The sequence below is a fragment of the Kurthia sibirica genome, from assembly GCF_003143975.1.
Taxonomy (GTDB): Bacteria; Bacillota; Bacilli; order Bacillales_A; family Planococcaceae; genus Kurthia; species Kurthia sibirica.
The window spans coordinates 64,775-86,515 of sequence record NZ_QFVR01000011.1 but is presented as its reverse complement, the minus strand read 5'-3'; the positions used below and the strand labels follow the sequence as shown (position 1 = coordinate 86,515).

Here is a 21,741-nt window from a genome sequence, read left to right as displayed (position 1 = left end):
TGTGTCTGAAGCACAAATATATCGTTTATTATATCATATTCGTCACCATCAATAGGTCAAATAAACATGGCTTTCTACTATAATAATGGCGACCTTTTTTATGTGGTATTCACGCGTAAAAAAAGCTCGAGGCATGAAAGTCCTCGAGCTAAAATAATAGTATTATACGACTTCAGATATTTCTTTTTCTGCCATTACGGGCAAGACGGGTGCTGTTTTTGAATAGAGCATACGGTTCACTACACGTTCCGATGAACGGCCATCTTCCCATTCACAGAAGCGGTCTTGGAAACGTTTGAATTGTTCTTCATCAGCATGTCCCTCTTTTAGCGAACGCGTGATTTCGGCGAATAATTCATCTTGCTCTTTCAAAATTTTACCTGGTGCTTCTGCTTCGATATCAAAATAGAAACCGCGTAGGCGATCGCGATAATCTTCTAAATCATACATATAAAATATGATTGGACGATTTAATACAGCATAATCAAAGAATACGCTTGAATAATCGGTAATGAGTACATCACTAATTAAATATAAATCTGCAATATCATAATAGTTAGATACATCTAAAATGAAGTCACCGTATTGTTTGAAGTCAAAGCTTTCGGATACTAAATAATGCATACGCGCTAAAACAACAATATCTTCACCATGTTCTTTTTTCAATTTTTCAATATCAAATTGGAATTCAAAACGATATTTTCCTTTTTCAAAAAATTGATCGTCGCGCCATGTTGGAGCGTATAATACAACTTTTTTCTTGGGATCAATATTCAAGTTTTGACGTATTTTAGCGATTTTTGATGGCTCTGGATTGTTTAACGCATCGTTACGCGGATAACCTGATTCAATAACCGGGCCTTTAAAATGGAAGGCGCGCGCTAAAATTTCTGTTGAGTAAGCATTTGGTCCCACTAAATAACTCCAGTTTTTTGATTCGGTAATAATATTTTTTTTGTATTTAGATGTTTTTGTGCCTGGCATATAGACTTCTTCAATGTCAGTACCTAGTTTTTTCAATGGTGTCCCGTGCCATGTTTGTAAATATGTCGTACCTTTTGGTTTTTTCATCCATTTTGGTAGACGAACATTATTTACCCAATATTGCGCTCGTGGAAATGTTCTCAACCATTTAAATGTAAAACGACGTATATATGGTACGCCCATCTCTTTAAACATCGGTATGCTTCCTTTGTCTACTGACCAAATCAAGTCATATTCCGGACAGTTTTCTTTCATATATTCATAAATTGCCCGTGGATTATCACTGTAACGCTTGCCATGGAAACTTTCAAAAACAACAAGATTTTTAATACGGGGTTTACGTGCCATATAATTGTATCCCTTACGCAGCACTCTTTCTAACTGTTTTTTTATAGACAAAACTCGCTCACTCTTTCATTTATATAATTGGGGTTTTTCAACCTGTTAGTTTAAATTCTCTATTCTTTATAATACCATATTCCTAATGTAACGCTAGATTATTTTTGTGAATTAATGTTGTCAAAAGTCACAATAATTTTTAATCTTATCGAGTCTATTGTCCAGTATGGTATAATATTTAATTATGAATGAAATTTTTCAAAAAATTAGGTGAATATATGACAAAAGAATGGTCTATTAAACTCTTTCTACAAATAAATAAATTACTGTTTTTGACATTTAAATTGCTCCCCATTCGCAAAAAAATGACCTTTATTTGTGACTTTGGTGATAACGCACGTTATACGATAAAAGCATTAAATGACAAGGGCTTCAAAAATATTATTGTTTTGAAAACAACTAAATGCCAGGAAGATTTTAGTGATCTTGATGTGCATGAAGTATTATCTTTTGATTATCAAGATTCGTATGCTTACATAAAAGGAATTTATCATTTAGCTACTTCTTCAAAAGTAATAGTTGACAATTATTTTCCAATATTAAGTACATTACCAAACAATCCAAGAACTGAATGTATCCAACTATGGCATGCAGCAGGCGCTATCAAAAAGTTTGCCTTATCTGATCCAAGTATCGCCTACCGCTCACCATCAGCCATTAATCGTTTTCGTGATGTCTACGAGCGTATGGATAAAATTGTTGTCGGCTCTGAAGCAATGAGTAAAGTCTTCCGTCTTGCTTTTCATAAAGCACCGGACGCTTTTCTGCGCACTGGTATTCCTCGCACTGATTTTTATTTTGACGAAGAAACAATCGCCGCTACAAAACGTCAATTTCTCGAAAGCTATCCGATAATTGACGGTAAAAAAGTTGTGCTTTATGCACCCACTTTCCGAGATTTTGAGTTGCAACAACAAAAGATTCCGCTTAATTTTAAACGAATTGTTCAAGAACTAGGAGCAGATTATCATATTTTGATTAAATTACACCCAGCAGTTGCACAATCGTTCACGCTGATTGACGATGAGCGAATTACAATATTGGAGAATACAGTAGCCATTCATGAAGTTCTGACAGTTACTGATTTCCTAATTAGTGATTATTCTTCGATTCCATATGAGTTTGCTTTCTTCAACAAGCCGCAAATTTTCTATCCCTATGACATCGAGCAATATGCGATGAGCCGTGGTTTTTGGTCAGATTATGCTTCAATGGTACCTGGTCCTGTTGTCGATAGTGATGATGAATTAATTCATACAATTCTACATTTAGACTTTGATTTGCGTATCATTGAAGACTTCTCTGAAAAATGGAATACGTATTCACACGGAACATCTTCTCAAAATTTAGCATCTTATTTATTGCAAAAATCTTAATTATCTTTATTTTTCACTATAGATGTACTATAATTACCGAAAGTATAATACAAAGCTACTTGGAGGCAAATCTAATGAAAACTGTTATTACCTATGGTACGTTTGACCTTCTACATGTTGGTCATATCAACATTCTTCGCCGCGCTAAAGCAATGGGTGACTATCTAATTGTTGCTATTTCATCTGATGAATTTAATGCATTAAAAGGCAAAAAAGCATATTATAGCTTTGCAGACCGCAAAGAAATTCTTGAAGCGATTAAATATGTCGACAAAGTAATTCCTGAAGATAATTGGGAACAAAAAGTGCAGGATGTTCAAAAATACAATGTAGATCAATTTGTGATGGGTCATGATTGGGAAGGTAAGTTTGACTTTTTAGCAGAACATTGCGAAGTTACATACTTACCGCGTACAGAAGGTATTTCAACTACAAAAATCAAAGAAGATTTAATGACACAAGCTCAAAAATAAGGTTCTACGTCAAATGTTGGGGTGGCGTGATTTGGATTTTTCAAATCATGCCACTTTTTGTATTTGTTCATTTCGAACGAATCGGTGGCGTTGTACTTTTTGCGTTACATACCACAAGCACGCGGAAAGTGTCGAACAGAGATGGTATTATTTGAAAACCCCAACAAATCGTATAGAACCAAAAATAATTACTAAAAAACGTCCAATCGGCATATAACCGATTGGACGTTTTTTTAATAACTTAGCTTATTGTAATGTTTGAATCAAATGATGCCACTCATTGTATTGTTTATCGAGCGTATAATTTTCTCGAATAATATTATACGCTTGTTCACCATATTGTTTTACTTTTTCAGGATTATATAACCAATCCGTCATATAAGCAGCCAATTCATCTACATTATTATTCTCAACTAATGCACCGGTTACGCCTTCTTGGTACATTTCTCGAACAAGGTAATTAATTTTAAATGACAGCGCCGCTGTTTTCATCGAAAACGCTTCTAGGCAAGTTAAACTTTGCCCTTCATAGGCTGAAGTATTCACAGTAAATAATGCCTGCGCCAACTTCACTTTTGGTTCAGTCGTATAGCCAATTAAACGTACTTTTTTCGTTAATTTTAATTCTTTTATTTGAGCTAGAAGAGCTGCTTTTTCAACACCTGAGCCGTAAATATGCAATTTTGCGTCTGGTACTTCTTCCGATGTTTTTTTGAAAGCCTCAATGAGTAAATTCAATCGTTTTGCTTTACTCAATCTACTGACAACAACAATCAGATTGTCTTTTTTCTCCACTTCTACTGTTTCTATCGGCATAGCATGTGAAATGACATGAATATTCCATTTCATCTCGGGGAATTGCGCTTCGATATCGATTTTTTGCCTATTTGTCAAAACCACAATTGGCGCTTCTCGATCTTCATTCATTAATACGAGCTCATCATCCGCTTTTAGCTTGCTCCCTAAAGTAAAAGGTTCTTGTAAATGATTGCGATGAATCGTATAAATTTTAGATGCACTTTCTTTTTTCATACGCTGCACTTTTGCACTCGAACCCGGGCCATCGCAAATAACAACCGGTTTCGTATCTTCTGTCGAACAAAGCTCATCTAAAAAATACGAATGAAACTCCAAATTAGTAGAAAATACTCGCGCATTTTGCTTATCTGGACTAAATAACACGACGCGCTGTTGCTTACCGGTTACATGATTAAACCAACGTGATAAGTAACAGAATCCTTCCTTCGTAAAGTAATGCTCCTGGTTAACATTATTATCTGCTGGATGATACGTCATCTTTCTCAACAAATAACCATCTGGATGATATTCTTCTCTTGTTTCACGCACACGCATATCTGAAAAATAATCGACAACAGATAATTTACCATCTTCTGTCCACCGCTTATATTTCACATAACGCCCATTATCAAAATAACGTGCACTCGTACCATCAAAATAAAAGTGATAGCCCGGTTCTTCTTTTTGCATATTTTTATTATAATGTGCGACAATATCCTCATTTATGCCTCCACTCGTAAATTTATTACGATAGAAATCATAAATATTAATAATGGACGATTGCTCATTTAAACGACCGTCATCATGCAATTCACTGACGATTTCAGGGTAATTTAATTTGTCATCCAATGTCACAATATCACTTGAGTAACTGTCGTTATTAAAAAGATGCGTGCGGGAAAACATCACGCTATTAATGCCTCCCTTGTTTACATCAATATCATAAACGACCATAAAAATCTTACGCTTCATTTTACAATCCCCCTATTTACGTTCATGCATGCAAGAGACGATGAGGTCTGCAACTCTTTCAGTCGATTTACCATCAAGATCATCAAAAAATCTCGTGGTGAACTCACTATAATCAACAGAATGATCAATCGTTTTTTTCTGCATCACATCTATTAGCTCCTCCGTATTATACACGATTTCGCCTGGTGTGAACTGTTCATAAGGTATATAGAAATCACGTGAAGAAACATACTCCTCAAGATCAAAGCAATAAAAAATCATCGGTTTATTGAGCAATGCATATTCAAAACATACCGAAGAATAATCAGTAATTAAGATATCGCTAATAAATAACAAATCGTTAACACTTGGATATTTTGTCATATCGATTATTTTATCTTTATATTGCGCAGGTATTTTAAATTTCTTCGACACAAATGGGTGCATTTTGATTAGGAAGAGATCTTGCTCCCCTAAACTATCATAAATTTTAGCTAGTTCTAATTTTTTTTGTGGAAATACTGCACTACTTTGACCATGTCCACGGAATGTCGGTGCATATAATGTAATATGCTTGCCTTCGAATTCTGGGAATTTCGTCATCATTTCTGCATATTTATTTTCCTTATATTGCTCGTCAAAGAAAATATCGGTACGTGGGATTCCCGTTGCCACCACTTTATCTTCCGTAATGCCAAAACCTTCTGCATAAAAAGGCGCGACATACTTAGAACTAACGATGGCTTTCGTATAGTTTTTATGCGCAATAGAAGTTGGTTTTGGGCCACCTGGTTTACCCGAGCGACTAAAGCCAAATGTTTTAAATGCGCCTACTGCATGCCAAATTTGAATAAGGTCCGCATTTTTACGGATTTTTAACGGATAAACCATTGGATAATAATCATCGACTAAAATCACTTTTGCTGTGGCAATATGATAAGCCAGTTTGATTATTTCTATATAACGTTTTCTCGTTTTCACAGATGGTTTTAGTAAAAAGAAATAATCGTAGTTGTCTCTCTTTTGTAATTCCTCATAAACAAAGCGGAAATTATCACTTAGAGAGGCGCGACTGTCGGACAAAATAGCAATTTTCTTTTTCTTTATAGGCATGATTGAAAAGATTTTATAAAGAAGTTGAAAAACCTCTCTCTTGAATTTTTTATCGACGCGTTGTTTGAATGTTAGTTTTTTTACCATTATTAAGAAACCTCACTTTGTTGCAAATATATGCTGAACAATTTTTTGGGATACATCTTCTGTGTTGCCGATATTTTCTTGAACCATATGTGACGTATCCATTTTCTCACCTTTTTTACGTTCAGAGAGCCAAGCAACTAATTGCTGACGATTGGTCAAAATGGCGCCATCTGAAATGTCTTCAATCGGGCGATAAAGACCTCTGTTAGCCATATATTGCTGTAAATCCGGGACATAATTAGCAAGCGGTTTTTCAAATAGGGCATATTCAAAAATGGCTGAGGAATAGTCGGTAACAAAGCAATCTGCATATGGCATCCAATCATTCACATTATGATTGAAATCAATGATAATTTTATCATTTTCCATCAACTTTTCCCATTCCTCTTTTTTAGAATATGGATGTGGAATAATAATCAGTAATAAATGATCGGGAATCTCATCAATTATCGCATTTATTTCTGTCGCCCATTTTAAATCAGATTCACTATGACCTTTTTCAGCACGATACGTAGGGGCAAAAAGCACACTCTGCTTTTGCCTTTGTTGTGTGGTTAGAGGCATTGGTGGTTCTGTTGAGGCTTCCTTTAATTGCTCAATTCTTGGAATACCTAATCCATAAATATCTTCCACTTTCATATTAAATGCTTCCGCAAAATAAATAGCACTTTGTGGAGTTGAGACATATACCTTGGAATAATTACTATGAATTGGAATGATGCTTAAATAGTCATCTGACGGACCAAAATGTGTGTTTTTAGTACTATGGCCAAATTTTTTAAATGCTCCTGCTGCATGCCAAAGTTGAATAATCTCACTTTGTCTACGTGGTTTTATTAAATAACCAGTTAAAAAATAATCATCAATTATTATTTTAGAGGCATCTCGAATCATCCATAATTCTTTAAAAAGACCAAAGCCCATTTTTCTAGATGATTGCCGAACATAATAGTCATTCATTGGCATAGTTGTCGTCATTTCTTTATAAATTTGCAGAAGATTCCCTTCTAATTCGTCCTTTCTATAATGATAAAAAACAATTTTCTGTGGCTTCACTGTTGAAAATATGGTCAAAACTTTATAGAGCGTAGCGACAGTCGCTTTATATATTTTTTGGACGATTCGTTGGATTTTCATACACTATATTTTCCATTCCATCACACTTTTACCCCAAGAGCGCGATAGGTCTTCCTCGAAAGCTGCAATGATATCTTTAACGGTTGTTACCGTTGTAATATTACCGACTAATGTTGATAAATAGTTTGGTATTTCAGGATGTTTTTCATATAAATCCATCGTGTTTTGGAAATCCAAGCTGCCGCTACGGCTACTGCCGAATAAAGTAAGACCTTTTTCCAATACCATACGTGTATTAATTTCGACTGGAAATTCACTGACACCTAGTAAGCCTAATGTACCTTCAGGTTTACAAATGTCGATCATTTGATCAATGGCATATTGACTCCCTTTACCACCTGCACATTCAATTGCATGATCAATTTCATAATCTTGTGGAATATCATTTATAAAAATCGCTTCATCAACAAATGAAAAATGATCCAGCTTATACTGTGTCTTCCCGAAAATAGTAACTTTACACTTTGGATACATGTATTTTAAAAGTAAACATGTAATATAACCTAAATTCCCGTCACCCCAAACGCCAAAACTGCCTCTGCGAGCGATTGCTTTTTTCTCAAAGCGTGAAATAGCATGTGTGGCAATTGTCACCAATTCAGTGAATGCCGCTACCGGCGATGAAATATTATCTGGCACAAATACTAATCGATCACGATTTAAAAAGACATAATCTTGCATAAAGCCGTCATAGCCACTTGAACGAAATTGACTTCCTACACGGTAGTTTTCTGCGACAAACTCATCCTCTTGTGTCGGCATATTTGGTACCATTACTACACGTGTACCTACTGGAATAATATTCTTCGGATCGTAGGATACTTCCCCGATGCCTTCATGAATTAAAGCCATCGGTAGTTTTTTCTTCATAGCTTCTTCTCCACGCTTACCTGTATAATATCGTTGGTCAGCAGCACAGATTGAGAGGTGCGTAGGGCGAACAACTACTTGTTGATCTGTAATTGATCTCTCCTTATAGCTAATCTCAAACTGTCGTGCTGAGACAAGTCTATATATTTGATTGATCATTTTTTATCTAAACTTCCTTTCAATATAGAGTTCGCTACATTTAAATCATAAGGTGTCGTCACTTTAATATTGTAGGTTTCGCCTCTCACTAATCCGACTTTTTCTCCTTTAATAACAAATATTTTTGCTGCATCTGTTAAAATCTCTTTTTCTTCCGAAGTTAAGCCGTCATATAATGATTTTAGTTTCTTAATATTGAATGTTTGAGGTGTTTGTCCTTGATACATTGCACTTCTCACAGGGATATTCGTAATATATTGTCCATCTGTCGATTCTACAATTGTATCGATTGCTTCAATTACAGTATCTACTGCGCCGTTTAACAAACCTTTTTCTATATTTTCTTCAATGATGCGATGTGTTAAAAATGGTCGCACCGCATCATGTGTAATCAAAATATCTTCTTCTGTCGTCTGGAATTCACCTTCGATTGCTTCTATTACTTTCATAATTGTATCATTGCGATCTGTACCACCACTCACAACTGACACACGCGGTATATTTAATTGATGTTTTTTCAATAAATCATTCGTATATTGCACCCAATCTTTTGGCACAGCACAAATAATTTTATCGATTTTACTGTTTAAAATAAATTTTTCAACAGTATGTATGATAATCGCCTTATTTTGTAAAGTTAAAAATTGTTTTGGCATCGGTACATTCCCCATTCTTGTACCTTTTCCACCAGCTAAAATTCCTGCATATATCATACAAAACAACTCCCTTTTAATTTACATTATGACTTCTATTTTCTCATTTTTAGTCATGCAACTGATATTATCATTTTATTAATTTTCCATGAGTATTCGATGAGTTTCGTTACAATCTTCATATTCCCGAAACATTACCGACACTAAACCTTTCCAATATTAATAGAATATATACTTTATGTTACAAAATTAGTGAAATAGTAAAAAACCCACAGTATAAAACTGTGAGGTTTAATCTATTTATATTATTTTTTTCAAAAAAGTTGCCATACGATCCATCGCAACAATCAATGTATCCATTGCATAAGCATACGTTATGCGAATATAACCTTCACCTATTTTTGAAAAAGCCGAACCTGGCACTACACCTACACCGCCCTCTTCCATTAAGCGTGTGGCAAATTCTTCTGAAGTCATACCAAACTTAGTAATCGAAGGGAAAATATAAAAGGCTCCCTGTGGTTTTTGCACGTCAAATCCCATCTCAATAAGACGACCATAAACATAGTCGCGGCGATCAATATAGTCTTTATTCATATCTGCTGGTGTATCTTTTGCAACCGTTAATGCTGCGATTGCCCCATATTGACTTGGGACAGAAGCACATAAAATATTGAAAGCTGATACTTTCACTGTGTGAGCAATCAGGCGCTCATGACCCATCAAGAAACCAATGCGATACCCTGTCATAGCATGTGATTTTGAAAGACCATGGATTAAAAACAAGCGATCTTTTATTTCAGGATAATAACCAAACGAACGATGCTCATGTTCAAATGTATTTTCACTATAAATTTCATCTGAAATAATATATACATCCTGATCTTTTAGAAATTCAACAATTTCATCCATCACGTCATGCGCAATAATTGCACCTGTCGGATTTGTCGGGTAATTAAACATAACCGCTTTCGTATTTGGTGTAATCAACTCTTTTAATCGTTCAACTGATGGTTGAAACTGTGTATCTGTCGTATCCAGATACACGGCTTTTGCACCAAGGCTATCAATTACCGGGACATAACCTGCATACATTGGCGCTGGAATAATCAACTCATCTCCTGGAAGTAGTATCGTCCGTAACACAGCATCCAATGCTTGGCTTGCTCCATTCGTAACCATAATTTCCGTTTGTGGATTATAATGACATTGATATTTATCCTCAAAGAATGTTGCTACCGCTTCACGAAGCTCTAATAATCCCGCATTGCTCGAGTACCCTGTTTGATCGTTGAGTATCGATTGTGCAGCTGCTTCTTTAACCGCCTGTGGTGCAGCAAAATCTGGTTGACCAATTGTTAAATTTAGCGCGTCCGGATAATTCACTAACTTGTTAGAAAATACACGAATACCCGAAATCCCTAAATCTGTTATGCGTTGGTTCATTTGTAATGACATGTACTAGTCCCTCTTTCAATTTTATTGCTTTATAGTTCCTTCATTATACGTCAACCATCGCTAAAAAACATTCATTACTTATCGATTTTCTTGGCAATAGCTACCGTATTCCCTGTAAAGTCAATCTATTCAATCAATCCCAGTCCTTTATCTACTCCCTTGATCGCGACAATATCCTTCGCTATCATGTGATTTGTTGGCGCGGGTGATGGTGATGGTGATGGTTTGATTTAAAAGTAATATTTTTAACTTATACAGGTGTTACTTACCGGTTAGCTCGATTTACTTACCGGTTAGCTCGATTTACTTACCGGTTGGATCGATTTACTTACCGGTTGGATCGATTTACTTACCGGTTGGATCGATTTACTTACCGGTTAGCTCGATTTACTTACCGGTTAGCTCGATTTACTTACCGGTTAGCTCGATTTACTTACCGGTTAGCTCGATTTACTTACCGGTTAGCTCGATTTACTTACCGGTTAGCTCGATTTACTTACTGCTTAGCCTAGATACTTTTTTGATGATAGGAAAAAGCAGCCATTATTGTGGCTGCTTTAGGTGATTATTAATGATTGAGAATTGCTTTGAGGAATTCTTGTGCACGCTCGGATTGAGGGTTCGAGAAAAATTGTGCGGGTGGCGCGACTTCAACAATTTTACCATCAGCCATAAAGACAATATTGTCACAAATTTCTTTTGCGAAACCCATCTCATGTGTTACAACGACCATCGTCATGCCATCATGTGCTAATTTACGAATCGCATCTAAAACTTCTTTTACCATTTCAGGATCTAATGCAGATGTTGGTTCATCAAACAACATCACTTCTGGCTCCATTGCCAATGCACGGGCAATTGCCACACGCTGTTGCTGCCCACCAGAAAGTCGATTGGGAAAAGCATCAAATTTATCTTCAAGACCTAAAGATGTTAATAATTCTTTCCCTCGTTTTTCAGCTTGTTCTTTTGATAGACCCTTCACTTTCATTGGTGCAATCGTCACGTTATCTAATGCGTTCAAAAATGGGTAAAGATTAAAATTTTGAAATACAAAGCCAATATTCGTTCGTGCTATATTAATATTTGTTTGCTTATCATGGATGGAAACACCGTTGACGGAAATTTGCCCGCTATCGATTGTTTCGAGAGCATTAATTGTACGTATTAACGTTGATTTGCCGGCACCTGAAGGACCAATCAACGCAATAACATTTGATTTTGGTACTTCGAGCGTGACATCTGTAAGAACATGATGCTCTCCAAAACTTTTATTGACATTGTTAATTGAAATCATTGTGATTGTCCTCCTCTATTCATTTTTCAACATACGTTTTTCCATAAATCTAATTAACAGCGATAGGCTAAACGTTATGATGAAATAAAGTGTTGCCACAGCAGTCCAAATCTCCATCGGTAAAAACGTACTTGAAACAAGATTTTTTGCTTTTAATGTTAGATCTACACCAGCAATCGTTGACACAAGTGAAGTATCTTTTATTAAGATAATAAATTGTGATGCTACTGGAGGTAATATACGACGAATTGCTTGCGGTAATATAATATAGCGCATTGCTTGGAACTGCGACATGCCAGCTGAACGTGCCGCTTCTAATTGTCCTTTTGGTACACCCTGAACACCCGCACGGAAAATCTCAGCTAAAAATGCACCTTCAAATAGTGCTAAACTGATAATTGACCCCCAGAATGAGCCAACATCAAACATTCTACCTAAACCTAAATAAATCCACATTAGTAAGACTAGAAGTGGTACACCACGCATAATTTCTATGTAGGCGCTTGATAAGAATAATATTACTTTGTTTTTGGAAATTCTTCCGAAACCGAAGATGAGACCGATTGGCAAACTTAGCAACAGGGAAATTGCCGATATTTCTAAAGTCAGTAAGGCACCTTCGAGAAGTATGTCATAGTTGTCCCATATGACACGCCAGTTAAAATTGAAATCAAAATTCATAATAAACCTCCTAAACCTCTGTAACTATTAGTTTTATAAAAGCGAAAAAGAAAGGATAAAATTATCCCTTCTCCTCTGCTAATTAGCAATAATTATTCTGGTTTTTTAACTGTTTTTAACCAGTCACTATCTTCGAACCATTTTTTCTTAGTTGCTATTTCTTCATCAGAGCCAATATATTCTTTTAAGAATTTATTTAATGCATCTAGCATTTTTTTATCATCTTTTTTAATAGCGATACCTAAGCTATCTGTAGCAAGTAAATCTTTTAGCGCTTTGACTTTACCTTCGTTTTGTAAGGCATACACTTTAATTGCTGGTTCATCATAAATGACTGCATCTACTTGGCCTTGTTGTGAAGCGATTGCAGCTGTTGGGAAATCATCAAATTCTTTTACTTCAGCATTTTTGATTACTTTTTTAGCTACGATTGAACCTGTTGTACCAATTTGCACTGCGATTTTAACACCTTTTTTATCGATATCTTCGATTGTTTTGGCATCACTATCTGCTTTTACCATCACTGATTGTCCTGTTTTGTAATACGATTCACCGAAATCCACTGCATTTTCACGCTCTGGTGTAATTGTCATACCCGCAAAAACTGCATCGACTTTACCTGCTTGTAAAGCGGCTATTAGTGAATCAAAGCCATATTGTTTTACTTCTACTTCAGCACCTAATGTTTTTGCGAATGCTTTAGCAACGTCCATATCATAACCGACCATTTCACCTTTTTTATCGATCATTTCAAATGGATAATAACCTGCATTTGTACCGATGACTAATTTTTTCTTTTCTTTTACTTGTTCAACTGTGGAAGTATCTTTACTCGAACCTTTATCTCCCGAGCCACATGCTGTTAACACAACCATCGTTAACATCAAGATAACCGCTAACCATTTTTTCATAACAAAAACCCCTTTTTACTTATTCTCTTACCCTCTATTGTAAGTTGATTATAATTTATTTTTATGCAATTGTCTACATAAAAATAAGGTTTTTCTTATTTTTATACATTATAAAGTCAACATATACCTTAATTTGTATAAAAAAGTACCTTTATATGCATATCCATGTATAAGGAATCTTTTTCTATTCATTGCACCCCTTTCTATAAAAATCGCTTACATACATATTATGTTAAACAACCCAATCATTGCAAAGTTTAAGATGTTTTAAGTTAGTGAAATATATAGATACACGAACAGGAGCTGATAATATGCCTGATAGCAAGGATGATAAACAACGTAAACTCGTTGTTTTTGACAAGGCGATTCTATACTTTGGTATTGTCGTATTAATCGTCACATTGCTAACGTTTTTATTGAAATGGTGGCTCGCTAACTAATGCGCGGTAGTGGACGTTGTATTTCCACGTCTACTCCTGTTCTTACATAGCTATTAACTTCTAAAAAACGACAAAAAAAAGCAGAAGATTGGATGTTGTTAAATCCGATTTTCTGCTCATGGGAATAATGCCATTTGTTATTAACTCCCTCCTATGTTTGAGTAAGTAATTCAAACATTTTTTTGTCGCGATGCTCCAATGCATAATCAATCATGCGCTCACGATTTTCAAGTTCGAGTTCTGCAAATAATTGATTCACTTCTTCATTTACGGCACTATAGGCACTCTCTGTTTCTTTTTCAAGCTCTAAATCGCTTAAAATAATTTGTAAATGATCATGTATATTCGATACGAGCAATAATTGATAAAGTGGTAGGCGAATAAAACGACTGCTCTTTTGGAAAACAAAAACATCAGAAAGATTTTCAATTTGGAGCGTCTTTAAATTTATAATGATTTCTTTACCCTCAACAGGAATAAAGTGAAAAAGTTCATCGTCCTTAAGAATTGAGAAATATTGATATGCAAAGACCAATTTCAGGCGATCACCATCTCTTTTTGTGTAGAATGGCTCAATGCGGCGGATTTTCAACATGATAACCCCTCCTTTTAGGATATAAATTAACTGACTATTAACATCTTCTATCTACTACTATGTTTACCACACCTTAAAAATAACAAACACCCAATATCTCGCAATTTATATAAAAGCGTCTATATAACTCCATTTGTTCACATAAAAAAATATTTTTAGACGAACTATTTCCGTATCTGAGGAAATAGCGATATAATAGAAGGAACGATTTTTTTCGGGAGCGGATGATTTTATGAACATTAATATTGCAGAGATTGCACGAAATCAAGAAGAATATATTCGACACCAAATGGCTCAGTTTTATTCGAGCTTAGACGCTGCTGATTCGAAGACGGATGAGCTTATTCGTCGAGCAGCTTTCCTTGTGCGCCATAACTATGTAAAAGCGCAAGACTATCATTCAGCTAGCGGGCATTTCACACTATCTGTACAAGATGCTAGCTTAGCAAGAGTCACTTTATCTTTCCATGATGATGAACTTATTTGTTCATGTTCCACAACATTCCCATGCCGCCATCAACTGGCTGCTATTTTTTACTTATATCAATATATTGATTCATTATCCTCTTGGTTAGAATCTTTCCGTACACGTGCTACGGCTCAACTGTCATTATTGAAACAGGAACGAACGCCGGAAGCATGGTTACGTTTCGTACAGGACGTCTATAAACGCAATCTTTATCAACAGCAAAATTTAAATCCATATTTACTCGATAGTATCTATTCCGATATGATGGAGCAAATTCATGCGCAAATGCCTTTGGAACGTGAATGGCAACATTTTTATGTTCTCTTTACTCATTTTGCCCTATTATCGCATACTTGGAAACATTTTTCGGCGAATTCATCAGAAGCAGCAACAACATTTTATCGCCATTTTATCGAGGATGAACTTGAGACATTACAGGTTGAAATTACAGCAAATAAACCAAAATCACGTTTATTCGCATTGGATCCTTTTTATAAAGTTTTACGCGAGTTAGCTCATTTCTTCCTATTAAATCAAAATGGTTACGTTGATCAACGTCTCGAAATATATGTTGCATTGTGGAATCTTGTTTTCACTACAAAAAAAGAGCGTGAAGATGAATTGGAGCGTTTAAATACGGCTAGACACTATTCTGAAGATTTATCTTTGGATAGTATTAAAGCTATTTTCCTTGTGATGCTTGAGCGTACGGATGAACTCAATGACTATTTAGTTGATTTACAACCAAAAGATGTTCTATCGTGGATGGATTTAGCTAAAACAGCTGCTTTAAACAATCAACAGACTGTACGTGCTACAATTATTCATCGTATCATACCACTCTTGGAGGAATTCATCACACAATGGTTAGCACCTCAGTTCCGTATGTCCTTTGTCAAACGCTTTGATTTAGAGCGTCAGGGGATTGAACTATCAGAAGAGCAGGAAGAGATGCTCTTTTCTGCGTATGGTAAATATGGTGTACAACCCTATTCCGAATACTTGATTAAGACAGGGCAATATCCAAAATGGGCTGCGTTACATCAACTGTATCCGACATCATTAGCCTTTTTAGAATTATGCGGCTTGAAGACCGTTTTTGAGGACAAGCCAGCTGTATTACTACCACTCTATCATTCCCTTGTTTTAGAAGAAATTAACCAAAAATCACGTCAACATTATAAATCTGCTGTTCGCTTATTAAAAAAAATGAAAGCCGCTGCTAAAAAAAGTGGTAAAAATGAATTTTGGAATGATTATGTTTTAACAATTCGTAAAAATTATAAACGCATGCGTGCGCTACAAGAGGAAATTGAGAAAGGAAATCTGATGCTATGAAGACACCTACTGCTTTCACGAAAAATATTGGTCTGACGATTACTCAAAATCCAAAAGGTTTAATTGAGCTTACTGGTTTCGATGTTCAGGTTGGCCGCCCACTGCGTCTTGATGAATGGACACAACAGCTCTTTTTCGCACACGAACAAAGTTTTTATGGTTTGACGATTAATGCTAAAGACGAAAAAGTTTTTTTAACACCCTTAGAATTTGTTGAAATATTCTCTGAACAATATGCTCATCCCTATGTGAAGTTTAACGGACGCGATGAAGAGGGATCTGCTTGGATTGATGCCGCAAGCATAGCAGCTCGTCACTGGTTTGATAAGGATCTTTGGTCTAAAATTTCCATCGCAGATGACATTGTTTTCAATTTTGAAACCACCTCACAGGTCGAACATTTATTGAAGCTCGCTATCGCTGAAAAACTGCAGGAAGCTGGATTAGGCTTTGAAGATATCCATTCACTCCTACCATTTTTCCGCAACGGCGGTTGGCCCATCACGAAGAAAAATGTGGCGGACGAAGTAATTGTTGGTTTACGTCTACGTGAGCCGGAAGAAGGTTTTGATCATTGGATTTTAGAAACTGTACTACGCAGTACAACAAAAGCAACTTACTGGGCACCACCTCTTCGTAAACGCCCATTACGCATCGAGCATGTACTCCCAACAAAGTGGGTAGAATATGCTGATGGTATTCAAACATTGCAAGAACAAATGATTCACCTACTGGATGCCCATGACTACATGAAAAATGCTGATGAAACTGTGTTATTATATCGCGAACTTGCCGATGCCGATATACGCCAATTTTTACGTAGCGACTTCATGTTACTCCAAGCTTTAGGTTTTGAAATTGTCTTGCCTGCTTGGTTAAAAGAAGTGAAGGAGTCACGTATGAAAGTACGTGCAAGTGCTAGTACTGCTTCCAACTATAAATCTGCAGCCGGCCTTCAAGAAATCCTTACATTTGACTGGAAATTATCGCTTAATGGACAAGAAGTTAGCGTAGAGGATTTTCAACAAATGGTTTCGGATAATCGTGAATTTATCCGTGCTGGGACAGAGTGGGTACGTGTAGATGCTGCATGGATGCATGAAATTCAAAAATTGATGGATAAAGCGGAAAATGAAGACTGGACAGTCAAAGATATTCTATTCCAAGAATTGCCTGCTGAGTTGGAACTCCCGCTCGATGTTGATGATGATGATGATCGTGATGATCCCATTTTACAAATGGAATTACAATCTTCATTACGTGACTATATTCAAAAAATTGTCGATAAAAAAGGATTGCCTGAAGTTCCTATTTCCCCATCATTACAAGCCGATTTACGTCCTTATCAACAAGAGGGCTTTGAATGGTTAGCCTTTATGCGCGAGCAAAACTTTGGGGCTGTACTAGCTGATGATATGGGTCTCGGCAAAACAATTCAGCTCATTTCTTATTTGTTACATGTATACGAAAATAGCGAACCAAACGAACCAACAATCATTATTTGTCCAACTTCGGTACTTGGAAACTGGCAGAAAGAAATTGAACGCTTTGCTCCTTCATTGACGACCCATCTTTTATATGGTCCTAAACGCTTAAAAGGCGCTGCACTAGAAGATTTTATAACAAATACTAATACACAAATTATTTTGACGACCTATGGAACAATTACGCAAGATATTGAAAGTTTAGAATTACTTCATTTTGCGAATATTACATTGGACGAAGCTCAAAATATTAAAAATATGAATACCAAGCAATCGAAGGCAATTCGTCGCTTGCAAGGCTCGCATAATATCGCCTTAACTGGTACACCCGTTGAAAATCGCCTGTCGGAACTTTGGGCAATTTTTGATTTTATTTATCGTGGCTACCTTGGGAGTTTCTCCCGTTTTCAAGAAGAGTATATTGCACCAATCGAGCGCGATGATTCGGAAGTTGTCAAAGAACGTTTACGAAAGAAAATACAACCGTTCTTACTGCGCCGTACAAAACAAGATCCGGCATTACAATTGAATCTACCTGAAAAACTCGAACAAAAAGAATACTGTGCATTAACGGAAGAACAAGCGGTACTTTATGAAAGTTTTATCCAAGAAACCATGCATAAACTCGAAACATTAACCGGCTTTGAACGCAAAGGTCTTATTTTGAAAATGCTCAATAAACTAAAACAACTTTGCAATCATCCAGCTCTCTATTTGAAAGAACCATTTGAAGATGCTTCATCGATGGTGAAACGCTCTGAAAAAATCAAAAATATCGTTTCAATGGGCGCTGAAATTGTGGAAAATGGGGAACAATGTCTCATATTTACTCAATATATCGGTATGGGTCATCTATTGCAGCATTGCTTCTCCGAACTATATGATGTAGACGTGCCATTCTTGACTGGTAGTATGCCTAAACAACAGCGTGATCATTTTGTGGAATCCTTCCAAAAAGGGGAATTCCCCATTTTTATTCTGTCACTAAAAGCTGGGGGTACTGGCCTCAACTTAACTGCCGCTAACCATGTATTACATGCCGATCGTTGGTGGAATCCTGCCGTGGAAAACCAAGCAACTGACCGTGCCTACCGCATCGGTCAAACGCAATTTGTTCACGTGCATAAATTCATTACGACAGGTACTGTAGAAGAAAAAATCGATACTTTGCTAACAGAAAAACAATCGCTTTCCGAAGACCTAATCCAATCTAGTCAATGGATTACAGAGTTAAAGGACGAAGAAATACGCGATTTATTGAGCTTCAACTTTTAACTATACACAACCTACCTCTTTTTATGAGGTAGGTTTTTTTATATAAAATTATCTATCCTATTACTTCTTTTAAAATAATTTTATGGGTTCATTGAAACTATCTGTAGCAAAAGAGGACCGACACCACAATAATCCTTTCTCCTGTCTTCTCTAATAGGATAGAAAAACGAGTATAAAGTAGCCGTATGAGTAAAAAATCAAATACCTCTGTTTATTTCTCATTAGTCCAAAGGCTTTTTTGTGTTTAAAAAGAGGGCTAATCCATAAAAAACCTTGTACTTTACATGCTTTTTTATGGATAGAGGATGAACTAATCATCCTCTAGATCAACAGCATTCCCCCTCAAGATTGCTGTGATTAATCCAATTTCACTTGTTCTGTTAATAATACTGGTAACTCGAAATCAGTCTTTTCAAGCGCTGTAATCTGTTGTGGACTTTTTAAAGAATAAAACTTTACCTCTTCTGCGACGACATCCGTTACATAGACTCTTTTACCCTCGCTGTTATTGTATGACCTCGCATATAAGCGACCGCTCACTCCTATTAATGATCCTTTGCCACAATAGCGCACAATATTTTCCGCAAAACTACCCCAAATTGTACAATAGATAAAATCTGCTTCGACGCCGCCTAATTGATTTTTGAATTTCCTACTAACAGCCAATGTAAAGCTTGTAAGTTTTTTATCGCCTGCTACATATTTCAACTCAGGGTCCTTTGTCACTCGACCAACTAGCGACACATTATTCATGCAATCACCTCCTGTTATTTGATGATATGAGCATATATTTTTTCTGTTTTTTGTGCAAAACCTATTTTTCCAAAAACGGACCCTTATGAGCTTATCATTTTATCAAAACCTACTGTTTCCTATCAAATAGCATAGTCATTATAGAAAAACAGGAAATAAAAATTTCATGGAAATACTTTTTGTAAAAACACAAATAACCCTTATGTTATACTTATCTTAACAACTTCATTTAAGGTAGGTGGACTTTCTGAAAACTTTTAAAATGCTCACTTTAGAACGCTTTGTAGATGACCGTTTTATCTCTTACCCACTCGTTGACGGCATAATTATTAATCAAGAAAATAGCCATCATACATGGATTTTAGAAATGTATGCTGAAGAACAGTACGCTGAAGATTTCAAATCATTCATCGGTACTGACGAGGTAATCGAAGTTCGCGCAATCATTTCATATCCAGACAATGAGCCTGCTGCTTTTCGCGTCGTCGTTAAAGAAATGAAAGTTTTAAACGGTCAAGTTTCCATTTTATTTAAAGGCACATTGAAAACACAACGTCGTCAGTATGCTGAACTACTATTAGAAAAATTAGTTGTCGATGGTTATAGCGGTGAAGATTTAGTAAAACAATTCCGCTCCGACATGATGACTCGCCCACGTATCAAACCATAAAAAAGAACGCTAGCACTAGCGTTCTTTTTTATGGTTTAAAATAAATTCGCTCATATAGATTTATTCTATGTATCTTTTGGTACTACGCATTTTTTAGGATCGGCGATGACGATGATAGGGATTGCTTCATCGAAGTTCGATTACTCCCTTGATCGCGACAATATCCTTCGTTATCATGCGATTTTTTCGGCGTTGGTGATGCTAATTATTTTATTTAAAAGTAATAATTTTAACTTATACAGGTGTTACTTACCGGTTGGGTTGATTTACTTACCGGTTGACCTCTTTTACTTACCAGTTGACCTGATTTACTTACCAGTTGGCCTCTTTTACTTACCGGTTGGCCCAGCTAGCTTGAATTACTCCCTTGATCGCGGCGACATCCTTCGTTATCATGTGATTTGTTGGCGCGAATGATGGCGATGGTTTGATTTAAAAGTAATAACTTTAACTTATACAGGTGTTACTTACCGCTTGGCCTCTTTTACTTACCGGTTAACCTGATTTACTTACCGCTTGGCTCACTAATGCGTCTTAATGGGGGGAGGAGGTGTACTCTTTGGTTGTTGTGGGGTGGACAAAAAGGACAAAAAAAGCTGTTCCGTTGGTGAACGGAACAGCTTGGGTATTATTCTGCTTTGGGTCCGATTGCGAATAAAATATCTGCTTCACATACGAGCTCGTCTCCAACGGTTACTTTACCGTGACCTTTGCCCATGCCTCCACGAATTTTAAGGAATTCTACTTCCATCGTTAAGACGTCACCAGGGATTACTTGGCGTTTGAAGCGGGCATTGTCGATTCCTGTTAGGAAAACGATACGTCCTTTGTAATCATCTGAGCTAAGTAGTGCGATTCCGCCAACTTGGGCCATTGCTTCGATTATTAGAACTCCTGGCATTACTGGATATCCTGGGAAATGTCCCTGGAAAAATTCCTCGTTAATCGTTACATTTTTAAAGCCTTTTGCGCGTTTACCGACCTCTAACTCCGTGATACGATCCACTAATAGAAATGGGTAGCGATGCGGTAAAATTTGTTGAATTTGATCTGCAGTTAACATCTATTTATATCCCCCTTATTACTTATCTTGCGTGCCGTCCATCATATCAAAAACATGTGTCCATGTAGCTGGCTTCAATACATCCATTGCATCGCCATCTCCAATTACACCGTAGCCAATCATCGAGCCAACAATCATCGCGACAAGAACTAGCAAGATTATAGCCACTAGACGTAACAATACCATTTTAATCGATGATTTACTCATCGAAGCTGCAGAGAGTTCCTGTATAACCTCTTTCTGCTCCTTATGTTCTTGTCTCGTTACCGTTGCCTTTTTGTTTTTAGCTTGTCGTCTTTCTGTCATC

At 36.4% G+C, this 21,741-nt stretch carries 21 protein-coding genes; 7 read left to right on the top strand and 14 right to left on the bottom strand.

From position 1 onward, the window contains the following. Positions 1–162 precede the first annotated feature (162 nt). Entirely contained in the window at positions 163–1,332 is a 1,170-nt protein-coding gene (locus DEX24_RS09755; protein ID WP_109306243.1) for a CDP-glycerol glycerophosphotransferase family protein, read from the bottom strand. A gap of 269 nt (positions 1,333–1,601) precedes the next feature. On the opposite strand from DEX24_RS09755, the gene DEX24_RS09750 reads away from it, so the two are divergent. Both DEX24_RS09750 and tagD read left to right on the top strand, forming a co-directional pair. Beyond that, on the top strand, positions 1,602–2,759 hold the full coding sequence (locus tag DEX24_RS09750; protein WP_109306242.1) for a CDP-glycerol glycerophosphotransferase family protein: 1,158 nt from the start codon (positions 1,602–1,604) through the stop codon (positions 2,757–2,759). 74 nt (positions 2,760–2,833) lie between these two features. Beyond that, positions 2,834–3,232, top strand: a complete 399-nt coding sequence (gene tagD, locus DEX24_RS09745; protein ID WP_109306241.1) for a glycerol-3-phosphate cytidylyltransferase — start codon at positions 2,834–2,836, stop codon at positions 3,230–3,232. A gap of 246 nt (positions 3,233–3,478) precedes the next feature. Here the strand turns inward: tagD and DEX24_RS09740 are convergent, their stop codons facing one another. From DEX24_RS09740 to DEX24_RS09700, 9 genes are all read right to left on the bottom strand, one after another. Continuing rightward, positions 3,479–5,002 (bottom strand): glycosyltransferase, encoded by a 1,524-nt coding sequence (locus DEX24_RS09740; RefSeq protein ID WP_109306240.1) that lies wholly within the window; start codon positions 5,000–5,002, stop codon positions 3,479–3,481. Between the two features lie 12 nt (positions 5,003–5,014). After that, a complete protein-coding gene (locus tag DEX24_RS09735) occupies positions 5,015–6,181 on the bottom strand; it encodes a CDP-glycerol glycerophosphotransferase family protein (RefSeq protein ID WP_109306239.1) in 1,167 nt (388 codons plus the stop codon). Between the two features lie 12 nt (positions 6,182–6,193). Continuing rightward, complete coding sequence (locus tag DEX24_RS09730; RefSeq protein ID WP_109306238.1) at positions 6,194–7,318, bottom strand: CDP-glycerol glycerophosphotransferase family protein; 1,125 nt, start codon at positions 7,316–7,318, stop codon at positions 6,194–6,196. A 3-nt stretch (positions 7,319–7,321) separates the two neighbouring features. After that, on the bottom strand, positions 7,322–8,347 hold the full coding sequence (locus DEX24_RS09725) for a ribitol-5-phosphate dehydrogenase (RefSeq protein WP_109306237.1): 1,026 nt from the start codon (positions 8,345–8,347) through the stop codon (positions 7,322–7,324). Beyond that, positions 8,344–9,060, bottom strand: a complete 717-nt coding sequence (locus DEX24_RS09720) for an IspD/TarI family cytidylyltransferase (protein WP_109306236.1) — start codon at positions 9,058–9,060, stop codon at positions 8,344–8,346. Before DEX24_RS09720 ends, DEX24_RS09725 begins: the two co-directional genes overlap by 4 nt. Positions 9,061–9,300: 240 nt before the next feature. Then, entirely contained in the window at positions 9,301–10,458 is a 1,158-nt protein-coding gene (locus DEX24_RS09715; protein ID WP_109306235.1) for an aminotransferase class I/II-fold pyridoxal phosphate-dependent enzyme, read from the bottom strand. Positions 10,459–11,026: 568 nt separating this feature from the next. Next, a complete protein-coding gene (locus DEX24_RS09710; protein WP_109306234.1) occupies positions 11,027–11,755 on the bottom strand; it encodes an amino acid ABC transporter ATP-binding protein in 729 nt (242 codons plus the stop codon). A 15-nt stretch (positions 11,756–11,770) separates the two neighbouring features. Then, on the bottom strand, positions 11,771–12,436 hold the full coding sequence (locus DEX24_RS09705) for an amino acid ABC transporter permease (protein ID WP_109306233.1): 666 nt from the start codon (positions 12,434–12,436) through the stop codon (positions 11,771–11,773). 92 nt (positions 12,437–12,528) lie between these two features. Then, positions 12,529–13,347 (bottom strand): basic amino acid ABC transporter substrate-binding protein, encoded by an 819-nt coding sequence (locus DEX24_RS09700; RefSeq protein WP_109306232.1) that lies wholly within the window; start codon positions 13,345–13,347, stop codon positions 12,529–12,531. Between the two features lie 311 nt (positions 13,348–13,658). Here DEX24_RS09700 and DEX24_RS17695 point away from each other — a divergent pair, with 311 nt between their 5' ends. After that, on the top strand, positions 13,659–13,787 hold the full coding sequence (locus DEX24_RS17695) for a hypothetical protein (protein WP_281288164.1): 129 nt from the start codon (positions 13,659–13,661) through the stop codon (positions 13,785–13,787). 151 nt (positions 13,788–13,938) lie between these two features. Here the strand turns inward: DEX24_RS17695 and DEX24_RS09695 are convergent, their stop codons facing one another. Continuing rightward, positions 13,939–14,382 (bottom strand): transcriptional regulator, encoded by a 444-nt coding sequence (locus DEX24_RS09695; protein WP_109306231.1) that lies wholly within the window; start codon positions 14,380–14,382, stop codon positions 13,939–13,941. A 232-nt stretch (positions 14,383–14,614) separates the two neighbouring features. Between DEX24_RS09695 and DEX24_RS09690 the strand changes: the two genes are divergently transcribed. Together DEX24_RS09690 and DEX24_RS09685 are read left to right on the top strand one after the other, a co-directional pair. Continuing rightward, a complete protein-coding gene (locus DEX24_RS09690) occupies positions 14,615–16,189 on the top strand; it encodes a hypothetical protein (protein WP_109306230.1) in 1,575 nt (524 codons plus the stop codon). Next, entirely contained in the window at positions 16,186–18,948 is a 2,763-nt protein-coding gene (locus DEX24_RS09685; protein WP_109306229.1) for a DEAD/DEAH box helicase, read from the top strand. Before DEX24_RS09690 ends, DEX24_RS09685 begins: the two co-directional genes overlap by 4 nt. 357 nt (positions 18,949–19,305) lie before the next feature. On the opposite strand, the gene DEX24_RS09680 is transcribed toward DEX24_RS09685, so the two are convergent. Next, positions 19,306–19,701, bottom strand: a complete 396-nt coding sequence (locus DEX24_RS09680; RefSeq protein WP_109306228.1) for a single-stranded DNA-binding protein — start codon at positions 19,699–19,701, stop codon at positions 19,306–19,308. A 262-nt stretch (positions 19,702–19,963) separates the two neighbouring features. Here DEX24_RS09680 and DEX24_RS09675 point away from each other — a divergent pair, with 262 nt between their 5' ends. Beyond that, positions 19,964–20,371, top strand: coding sequence for a YwpF-like family protein (locus tag DEX24_RS09675; RefSeq protein ID WP_249033885.1), 408 nt, complete (start codon positions 19,964–19,966; stop codon positions 20,369–20,371). Positions 20,372–20,482: 111 nt separating this feature from the next. Next, the gene (locus DEX24_RS17010) at positions 20,483–20,788 is read left to right on the top strand and encodes a hypothetical protein (protein WP_146192979.1); all 306 of its coding nucleotides are present in this window, start codon (positions 20,483–20,485) and stop codon (positions 20,786–20,788) included. A 211-nt stretch (positions 20,789–20,999) separates the two neighbouring features. Here DEX24_RS17010 and fabZ read toward each other — a convergent pair whose 3' ends face one another. Continuing rightward, complete coding sequence (fabZ, locus tag DEX24_RS09670; protein WP_109306227.1) at positions 21,000–21,434, bottom strand: 3-hydroxyacyl-ACP dehydratase FabZ; 435 nt, start codon at positions 21,432–21,434, stop codon at positions 21,000–21,002. An 18-nt stretch (positions 21,435–21,452) separates the two neighbouring features. Beyond that, positions 21,453–21,740 carry a DNA-directed RNA polymerase subunit beta gene (locus DEX24_RS09665; protein WP_246131364.1) on the bottom strand — a complete coding sequence of 96 codons (288 nt, stop codon included), beginning with the start codon at positions 21,738–21,740 and terminating at the stop codon, positions 21,453–21,455. Position 21,741 lies beyond the last annotated feature (1 nt).